Below are 8973 nucleotides of genomic sequence, written 5' to 3'. Positions count from 1 at the left end.
ACCAAATCAGGGAGATTCCAGAAGCGCTCGCTCACCTCACCTCCCTGCAAGTCCTCTATCTCAGCGATAACCAAATCAGCGAGATACCAGAAGCACTCACTCACCTCACCTCCCTGCAACGCCTCTATCTCAGCGATAACCAAATCAGCGAGATTCCAGAAGCGCTCGCTCACCTAGTCAACCTGAAGCGATTAGTCCTCGAAAATAACCCGATTACCAACGTTCCTCCGGAAATTATTCGTCAGGGATGGGGTAAAACAATATTCGATGATGGCAACCCGCAGGCGATTTTCAGTTATCTCAAGGATAAAGCTAAACGTCCACTGAACGAGCTTAAAGTTTTATTGGTGGGGGAGGGGGATGTGGGGAAAACTTCCCTGTTAAAGCGGTTACGGCACAATACCTTTAATTCCGGAGAACCCAAGACCCCCGGCATTAATATTGAAAGGTGGCAACTGCCCCAAAAACGCGATATTCGCCTCAATCTCTGGGATTTTGGCGGTCAGAAAGTGATGCAAACCACCCATCAGTTTTTTCTGACTAAACGCAGTCTTTATCTGCTTGTCCTCGACAACCGCAAAAACGAACAGCAAAACCGTCTGGAATACTGGTTAAAACTCATTGAAACCTACGGAGGCAATTCTCCCGTGATTATCGTGGGTAATTGTGCCGATGAACATCCCCCCCAAGTTAAGATCCGTACCCTCCGGAAAAAATATCCCCAAATTACCAAGCTAATCGCCACTTCCTGTAAAACCGGTGTGGGAATCGAGCAACTTGAGCAGGAAATCGCCTCCCAAATCGATGCTATTCCCCATATCAAAGATTTATTGCCTAATAGTTGGTTTCAGATCAAAACTCAACTAGAAGCAATGCAAAAGAGTTATGACTTTATTTCCTACGAAAAGTATCAGGAAATGTGTCAGAAAGCCAAGATTAAAGAGGCCAGCGATCAAAAAAGTTTAGTGCAGTTTCTCCACGATCTCGGTATTGTCCTCAACTACCAAGATGATCTGCGACTGAATGAAACCAATGTCCTGAACCCGGAATGGGTAACTAGCGGTGTTTATGATATTCTCAATAATCACGATTTGATGGTGCAAAAAAAGGGCATTCTTTCACTGCCAGAACTGCAAAATATTCTCAAACAACCCCAACGTTATCCCGAAAATAAACGCCGATTTTTGATGGATTTGATGGGAAAATTTGAACTCTGTTTTCCCCTTGATGGTTACAGTCCCGATCGCTATCTAATCACCGATCTTCTACCCATCGATGAACCAGATGTGGATATCTACGAAAACGCACCTTTACACTTCCAGTACCGTTATGATATCCTGCCCGGTAGCATCATTTCCCGCTTTATCGTCCGCAATCACCAGATGATCTATAAAACCATGCGTTGGCGTAGTGGTGTGGTTCTGACAATGGATCTTAACAAAGCTTTGGTGCGTGCCGACGAGGAAGATAACTACATTAGCATAAAAGCCGAGGGTTCCCGTGCTAGTGCGCTTTTAGCTATTATTAAGACAGATTTTCAGAAAATTCACGCGACTATCCCTAATTTAGCCGTACAGGAAAGGTTAGTGATTCGAGAATTGCAAGGGGAAAAACCCACCGGGGTAGAAGTTCCCGTCGATTATCTCTATCTGATAGAACTCGATCGCCAAGGCAGCGTGGAAGCAACTCTCCCCGGTTTGCGCGGCAAATACAATATCCGCGATATCTTAGAAGGGGTGGAATCTAGGACAGAAAGAGAAGGATATCTCGACGAAAGACAGCAACTTAGCCGCAAAAGCCGAGAAAATCGTCCTATAGGTTCCAAAACGCCAGAAAATCCCAATCTCCTGAAACCTAGTCTCGCTTTGTTGCTGGTTTTAGCTGTGGTTGCTTTTATCTTTGCGGTGCTTGCCAATACTGTGCCAGTGGTACAGTTTATTACCAGCGTTTTGGCAATTATTTTTATCTTTGCTTTGATTGTGATTGTGGGATTGCTCTGGACGGGTAAAATCAAGGAAACGACTCTCAATCAGTTTTTAGAGGGTTTTTGGCGATCCATCACGATTTTTAAAGGACAAGAACCAAAAACCAACAACGATGACACCTCCCAAGAAACCCCCGAATCGGAGCAGTAAAGATTTGCATACCACAGAAAAGTAACTTAGGCGAAAAAGTTTACAAATATTTAATATTATCTCTCTTTTGTCAAATTAGGAAATGAAATTCCTTATTTGTTAAATCTAGTCGATGGTGAAATTAGAAGAATGTTCAAACGCCACAAACTCTTAAGTGATATTGCACTCAAAATGAATCAAACATCTGACTCTATTTATCAAGAAGAATGGGATGAACGCGCATTTCGTCCACAGCAAGTGTAGAATTTATTATTCTAAATGCTTAATTGGTTGGCGAGTTAATTTTTTTAACTTCTCAGCCACTTCAACCCGATGACAACGATGATAAGTTCATAATTACCTCCTGTTCCTCTGTACTTGAATTATCCCTCAACTCTAAATTCTTGCACCAGAGCGTTTAAATCGAACCTCAAGAATTAAGAGGTCTTTGACATCGCTTGAGAACAAAAAAGAAAGGTTGGGGAGAGTTTTTAAAATCCATAATTCCCAGCACGGTATTATCATCTACTTTCCGAAAAGAGTCATTGATGGGCAAATAATCATAAATCATCGTGGCGCTGACTTTGCCCCGATATTCCATCATTCGCAGTCTAGCCTGACTTGTCTCTGTTTTCAGCAAGGAGTTGGTCAGCATCAGTAAAGGTTTCAGAGAATTATTTTTGAGTATCGGCAGCTTCAAAATCCAGTTCATGGCCGTGGGATTGGGTGCCACCTTAAAAATTTTTCCCTGACCATCTAAAAATAACAGGGGGTGGACATTCTCAGTATCGACAAATTCTTTACCATACCAATTAGATGCTTCTAATAAACCATCCATTGGGTGATTTGTCTGAAGTCCAGAACCTTGCCAACGACCGAGCATAAAGTCTAAACTCACGGGGTCGAGAGCGTCAAACAATTGTAAAGCTCTTTCTGTGGTTGTTTGACCAGCTTTAAGAATCGACTGGCCGCTTTCTAATTCTAATGTTTCCATTGTTTCACTCTTGTTGTGTCCTGACAATGATATTATAGCTTCTCAGCCACAGGGTGGGGGATTGCCACTTGGTTAAGATTACCAAACATCCGACATATCTTCAGTCAATGGGTCATCGTATCGCCTTAAAGTTTCCAGCCATTCACTCATTTCTTCCTTGATGGTTTCTTTAAGTTCTTGCAAATCATCTTTATCTATTAGGCCTTTTTCCAGTAAGAAAGTGTAGAACTTTTTCAGACTACCTGCATTAGCCTTGATGCTTGATTGACTGGCCCACAGGGCCTTTTTGATAAACCAATAACCCAAAAAGTCACTGACCATATCTACCCCGTCTTTGGCTTCTACGGCATCTTCATAGAGTAAATATTCGTTGATATAAAAATCTATATTTGAAACATGATTATTAATGGTTTTTTCGGACAGGCCTGATGATTCTAGCCAACTCTCAAAATCCGTTAGTAATTCATGATTGGCTTTTCTTATCTTTTGACAGTCAGCCTCGTATTTCTGGGAATCATCCATCTCAAATTTCTCTCCTCCAAATCGCTGCTCGATGGTCAATAGGGTAATGAATCAAGTGTTTTTTTCCAAGCGTCTAAAGCCGCCATTTCCTCCTCAGGGTCAACGTCGGCCAACCGCCTGAATCGCCTTTCTCTTTTCTGCTAAATAGCTCCAACGATGTTAGACTCAATTTGCTCAATGATAGCGGCCACATCTTCTTCTGTATCTCGAGGTTGGGTTAATTCCACATCCGTTGAGGAGAGGCACATTTGAGTCCAGTCTAAGTTTTCCACTTCACACTGGTCAATCACCGAACTAGGGATGTTTTTCAGGGTGATGCTATCCCATTCAATGCCGATGAGATTGCTCTGCCGCTCAATTGCCACAATGCCGATGAGATTGCTCTGCCGCTCAATTGTCACAATTCTTCCTTGCCAACCACCGATGTCAGTCCCAAAATCTGGGTCGAGTACACCCTGTTTGACGATGACCGAGTCGCCGACTTTGAAGTCAAACTCTGACTCGGAAAATTCTGGCGACAAAGTTGAGGCAACAGAGATATGATAGTCGTTTCCTAGCTCTTTTAACTCAAAATCCACAATCATTCGTCTGTTTTCCGAGAAATAACGGTTTTTCCTGGCGATTAGCTCCTCGATTAGCCCTTGAATCTCCGCCTTGAGCTTTTCATCTCCGTTAAGAAGGTCTTTGTTAAAAACTCGGTCTATCATCCCTTGCCGCTTTGATTCGGGGGACAACGCCAGATTCCAAGCGATTGTCCCTAGGGTCAGCAATCTTCGCATGGATTCCTTCGTTTCAGGGGATTCCCGGTAAGGCTCGACAAAATCCTCCAGAACTTCCGACATTTTGACTTCCCCAGAAGGAGAGACGACAATTTCCTTGAAAGGCAAGGACTTTTCTCTTAATTTCTTCTCAAAGCTTTTCAAGAGTTTCTGGGAGCCTTGGGACATTTTCTGCAGCCTGAGCAGTTCACTAAATGCCTTCGATTTTTTAGCCATGATTGAGCCGGAAAATATGTTTTATTAATCCTGTTGGGTTACTTAACAACATTGGAATAGGGAAATTGTAACTGCTGTCAGAGAGCGATTGCGCTCTCATTATTAAATCTTAAAGTTCTAGACTGAGTTGTAAGCTGTTGACTACTATCCGATACTTTTTTGTTAACATAGATTAGCAATGCACTTTCAGAGATTCTCTTAAAACAGGGGATATCTCCTTCTCAAATCCCCCGCAGGGGAAAAATATGTCTCAAAAGCCGATTTATCTAGATTGCCACGCCACGACACCGCTAGAGCCGCAAGTTCTGGCGGCGATGTTACCCTATTTTACCGAACACTTTGGTAATGCCAGTAGTATTAATCATGTCTATGGTTGGACAGCCGAGGCTGCGGTTAAACAGGCAAGAGAAACAATCGCCGCTGCTATTAATAGTAGTCCCGAAGAAATTATTTTTACCAGTGGGGCAACAGAGGCCAATAACCTAGCTATCAAAGGGGTTGCCGAAGCTTATTTCGCCAAGGGACGGCACATAGTTACGGTGGTGACAGAACATCGCGCCGTTTTAGATCCCTGTCATTATCTGGAAAAATTGGGTTTTGAGGTGACAATTTTACCCGTCGGTACTGATGGTCTAATTGACTTGGAATTACTAGAAAAATCTGTGCGTCCTGACACGATTTTGCTGTCAATTATGGCCGCTAATAACGAGATTGGGGTGATTCAACCTTTAGCGGCAATTGGGGCGATTTGTCGCCAGTATCAGGTACTTTTTCATACGGATGCGGCCCAAGCAATCGGGAAAATTCCCCTAGATGTGGAGGAAATGAATATAGATCTGATGTCCTTAACTGCCCACAAAGTCCACGGACCGAAGGGAATCGGTGCGCTGTACGTCCGGCGCCGAAACCCCAGAGTCCGTCTCGCCGCTCAAATTCAAGGGGGAGGCCAGGAAAAAGGACTGCGATCGGGTACAATATTTACACCGCAAATTGTCGGTTTTGCCAAGGCGGTAGAATTGGGCATCAAAGCGATCGAAGAAGATACCAGCTACTTAAATCGGTTAAAAGCCCGTTTATGGGAGATTATCAGTCAATTAGACAGAATTTATCTCAATGGTCATCCTAGCCAAAGATTAGCCGGAAATTTAAATATTAGTATTGAAGGGGTGGACGGTGCGGCGTTATTGTTAGGATTACAGCCAATAGTGGCGCTTTCCTCCGGTTCTGCCTGTTCTTCTAGCCATACCGCCCCCTCTCACGTTTTAACTGCCTTGGGTCGCCCCGAATCTCTCGCTTATGCCTCCCTGCGCTTCGGGTTGAGTCGTTTTAATACTTTAGAAGAAATTGAACTGGTGGGGGAACAGGTGGTTTTAACGGTTAATTCCCTCCGCAAAGCCAAAAATTTTTGACGTTTCGGCACATATCCACAAGTTAGTTTCGGTCTAGGTTTAAAAAATCCCGAAAAAGGTTTCTATGATTGCTTTTGACTGATTGCCGTCCCAGTTAATAACATTGATGCTTGGTTTTCACTCCAGTGAATCATCCAATTCGGTTGTAATCCCAAAACAATAATAAATAAAGCCAAAGCAATTTCGGGAAATCTTTCGGGCCAGGTACTGCGAGGAATGCGCGATAATTCAGGGGTTAAACGACCAAAGAAAACCCGATTAATCATCAGGAGAAAATATACTGCGGTTAAACCACTAGCGACCAAACATAGGAGGGTTTGTATCGGAAAAATCGGGAAACTGCCACGAAAGACTAAAAATTCGGCGATAAATCCCACCATTCCGGGGATGCCGGCGCTGGCCATAGCCGCTAAAATCATTAACATTCCCGTGATTGGTAAACCTCTTTCTGGATTTAATAAACCGCGTAGATAATCCACATCCCGGCTGCCGGTTTTTTTATACACTACTCCCACCAACAAAAATAACAAAGCGGAAATTAAACCGTGACTAATCATCTGCAAAATCGCCGCAGTGATGCTTAATCTGGTGGTGGCCGCCGCCGCTAGTAAAATATAGGCCATGTGGGAAATGGAAGAATAGGCGACCACTTTTTTCATATCCTTTTGGGCAATAGCGCAACTGGCCCCGTAGAGGGCGCTGATAGCTGCTATCGTTGCTAACCAAGGGGCGATAGTCACCCAAGCGTCGAGAAATAAACCGACTCCAAAGCGCAGCAGTCCATAGGTTCCTAATTTGAGTAATATTCCCGCTAAAAGCACAGAAACGGGGGTAGATGCTTCGACGTGGGCATCCGGTAGCCAAGTATGAAAGGGAAAAATCGGGATTTTGATGGCTAATCCGATGAGAAGGGGGATGAGGAGCAGTAATTGGGTGTTAACGGGTAAATTGTTTGATAAAAGGGGATTATAGGCGAAATTATTAGCACCGGTTAGCCAAACTAAGCCGAGGAAAGAGATTAGCACTAAAAAGCCTGAAATTGCCGTGTATAATAAAAATTTCATCCCTGCGTAGCCGCGTCTTTGACCCCCCCAAATGGCAATGAGAAAGTAAAGCGGGACGATTTCTAATTCGTAAAATAGGAAAAATAGCAGTAAATCCTGCGCTAGAAAGGCCCCCGCTACTCCCGCATTGAGTAACAGGAGTAGGGAATAGTAAAATCTCGGTCGGTTAACCTCTGTACCACTAGCATAAAGAGCAATTATTGTCAAGAGGCTGTTAAGAAAAAGTAATGAAAATGATAATCCATCGACACCGAGGGCATAATTGAAACCGAGGAAATTAATCCAAGGCAGGTTAACCGTGAACTGCATTTGCGGGTTACTAGGGTCAAATTGCCAGCCAAGGAGAATATTAAGCAGTAAGAGAACGACAGAAAGAGTTAGAGCTAATCCTCGCACTTTTTTCGCCTCTAGAGGCGTGTAGGCAATCAGTATCGCCCCTATAATCGGTAGCCAAATAAAAGCGTTGAGCATTCTTTATTTTAATGGGGATGATAAACCTTCCTATTATTGCCTGAGCGGTCAATCTTGAGCAAGTTGACAATTTCTGACGGTTTAAGCAGTCTCCAGAAAGGACACCTCGATCGGTAGCTGGGGTTTTCTGGCCAAATTTCCGATCATGACAATTCGATGCTACAATAACGGACGGTTAATCAGTCCGAATTTGCAGTAAAAGTCTTTGAGTCAATCTGTAGATACCACTAACACCCTAGACACTCTAGCTCAAGAACTAGCCGCCATTCAGCAGACCGGTTCTAAGCGCGTCGCTTTATTGGGTTCCCGTCACGTTCCCATCACGCACCAGCAATTGATCGAAATGATGGCCTATGCCCTCGTGCTGGCAGGCAATCGGATTATGACCTCCGGGGCGACGGGAACCAATTCCGCCGTCATTAAGGGGGCAATGCGGGCAGATCCTAATCTGTTAACCGTGATCTTACCCCAAAGTCTCGATCGCCAGCCCCTGGAATCCCAAGAACAACTCCAGCAGGTTATCCATCTGGTGGAATGTCCCGAAAATGACCATCTATCCCTAGGGGAAGCCAGCAGCCTCTGTAATCGCGAGATTATCAATCGTTGTCAACAGTTAATCTGTTTTGCTTTCCACGACAGTCAGACCCTTTTGCAAACCTGCGCGGAAGCGGAAGATCAACGCAAGCTAGTTACCCTATTTTATTTTGACTAAATTCCGCAATGAATCTCTCCGTCAGTGCCATTCTTCTCTATTCGATAGTGGCTGCCGCTATCTCTGTCTATCTACCTTTTCTGCTGGTCGGTTACGCTCGAGCTAAGGTGGGTTACGATACCTCCGCTCCCCGGGCAATGTTCGACCAACTCCCAGACTACGCTAAACGAGCAACTTGGGCCCATCAAAATGGTTTTGAAACCTTTATGATCTATAGTGCTGCCGCTCTCATGGCCTACGTTACAGGAGTCTCCTCATCCCTGGCCGCTAACTGTGCGATCGCTTTCGTGATCCTCCGGCTTTTATTTTCCCTTTTTTATATCACTAATATCCCGATCGCTCGTTCCCTGATGTTCGGTCTTGGTTCTCTGTGTACCTATACTCTCTTTGGGTTAAGTTTATTCAAGATTCAGTAGAATTCCCCAAACCAGATGCAGGAGGGACGAGAAACGCTATAGTTCGGGAGCGGTAAAGAAGTTGCTTAACCCGAACTAAAGTTAATTGTGTTACTGATAAACTGGTAATTTGGGATTATCCACTGATAACAAACCGGTTAAAAGTGAGGCGGGTTTTTGGGCGTTGTCAGACAGAAAGATGAATCAAGCAGAAACGCAGGGAATAGGAACATCCTTAAACTTGAGGTAATGAATAAGAAGCCGAATTGAGTGCTCTAACATTTCGACAGATTTTGA

8 protein-coding genes are annotated in these 8973 nt (G+C 44.1%); 4 read left to right on the top strand and 4 right to left on the bottom strand.

Annotation, left to right across the window (positions count from 1 at the left end; all coding sequences use genetic code 11):
* Window positions 1–2135 (top strand): COR domain-containing protein (locus tag EWV84_RS09465; protein ID WP_287077801.1); only part of this gene is annotated, 2135 nt, incomplete at its 5' end.
* A gap of 409 nt (window positions 2136–2544) precedes the next feature.
* Here the strand turns inward: EWV84_RS09465 and EWV84_RS09460 are convergent.
* From EWV84_RS09460 to EWV84_RS09450, 3 genes are all read right to left on the bottom strand, one after another.
* The gene (locus EWV84_RS09460; protein WP_286826300.1) at window positions 2545–3108 is read right to left on the bottom strand and encodes a DUF4334 domain-containing protein; all 564 of its coding nucleotides are present in this window, start codon (window positions 3106–3108) and stop codon (window positions 2545–2547) included.
* 78 nt (window positions 3109–3186) lie between these two features.
* Window positions 3187–3630, bottom strand: a complete 444-nt coding sequence (locus EWV84_RS09455; RefSeq protein WP_012268038.1) for a site-specific integrase — start codon at window positions 3628–3630, stop codon at window positions 3187–3189.
* A gap of 140 nt (window positions 3631–3770) precedes the next feature.
* Entirely contained in the window at window positions 3771–4625 is an 855-nt protein-coding gene (locus EWV84_RS09450; protein ID WP_287714326.1) for a hypothetical protein, read from the bottom strand.
* Window positions 4626–4870: 245 nt separating this feature from the next.
* Here EWV84_RS09450 and EWV84_RS09445 point away from each other — a divergent pair, with 245 nt between their 5' ends.
* Entirely contained in the window at window positions 4871–6034 is a 1164-nt protein-coding gene (locus EWV84_RS09445) for a cysteine desulfurase family protein (protein ID WP_286826297.1), read from the top strand.
* Window positions 6035–6096: 62 nt separating this feature from the next.
* On the opposite strand, the gene EWV84_RS09440 is transcribed toward EWV84_RS09445, so the two are convergent.
* Window positions 6097–7569, bottom strand: a complete 1473-nt coding sequence (locus EWV84_RS09440; RefSeq protein WP_286826296.1) for an NADH-quinone oxidoreductase subunit M — start codon at window positions 7567–7569, stop codon at window positions 6097–6099.
* Window positions 7570–7774: 205 nt separating this feature from the next.
* On the opposite strand from EWV84_RS09440, the gene EWV84_RS09435 reads away from it, so the two are divergent.
* Entirely contained in the window at window positions 7775–8281 is a 507-nt protein-coding gene (locus EWV84_RS09435) for a hypothetical protein (protein ID WP_002741066.1), read from the top strand.
* An 8-nt stretch (window positions 8282–8289) separates the two neighbouring features.
* Window positions 8290–8697, top strand: a complete 408-nt coding sequence (locus EWV84_RS09430; RefSeq protein ID WP_286826295.1) for an MAPEG family protein — start codon at window positions 8290–8292, stop codon at window positions 8695–8697.
* Window positions 8698–8973 lie beyond the last annotated feature (276 nt).

Source organism: Microcystis sp. M_QC_C_20170808_M3Col (genome assembly GCF_007095505.1).
Lineage (GTDB): Bacteria > Cyanobacteriota > Cyanobacteriia > Cyanobacteriales > Microcystaceae > Microcystis.
The sequence above is the reverse complement of the archived record's forward strand: the minus strand, read 5'-3'. Positions and strand labels throughout refer to the sequence as shown.